This is a genomic window from Actinomyces stomatis (genome assembly GCF_031292835.1).
Lineage (GTDB): Bacteria > Actinomycetota > Actinomycetes > Actinomycetales > Actinomycetaceae > Actinomyces > Actinomyces stomatis.
Genome location: NZ_JASPEP010000063.1, coordinates 1 through 505 on the forward strand (window position 1 = coordinate 1; position 505 = coordinate 505).

Genomic DNA, 505 nt, shown 5'->3' on the forward strand with positions numbered 1-505 from the left:
GGCCGGGCCCACGCAGGGCCCACCCAGCCCGCTCACCCGGCCCGCCAGGTGCCGGCCTGCACCGCCCGGCACAGGCGCTGGGCCTCCTGAACCCCCGCGAGCACCGCCTCGGCCTGCCACACCACCCAGGCCACGACCCCGTCCATGGTGCCCGAGGCGTAGGCACTGGCGGCATCGGCGTAGGCCGCCGGCACCCGCCCGGGATAGAGATCGGTGACCGCCGTCCCCGTCGGCTCGAGCCCGTCACGCACCAGGAGGTGGCGCACGAGCAGCCGCCCCACTGCCGCGTTCCCGGCGGTGAAGGGCCGTGCTGCCAGCATCTCGGCGTGCACGACGGCCGCCCGCACCAGCGCCGGTGCCCGCTGCGCCTCAATGAGCTCAACCAGTCCCGCCAGCCTCACCGCCAGCTCCTCGCCCTGCGGCGCATCCCCCGGACCGCCCTCCCGGGCACGCACCTGCCCGGTGCGCGGCACGCCGACCTCCTCCAGCCCCACCCGACCGCCGG

General features: G+C 77.4%; 1 protein-coding gene. It reads right to left on the bottom strand.

The features are described from left to right. Window positions 1–32 precede the first annotated feature (32 nt). The coding region (locus RIV12_RS13120; protein WP_309324465.1) for a Fic family protein at window positions 33–505 on the bottom strand (473 nt) is incomplete at its 5' end.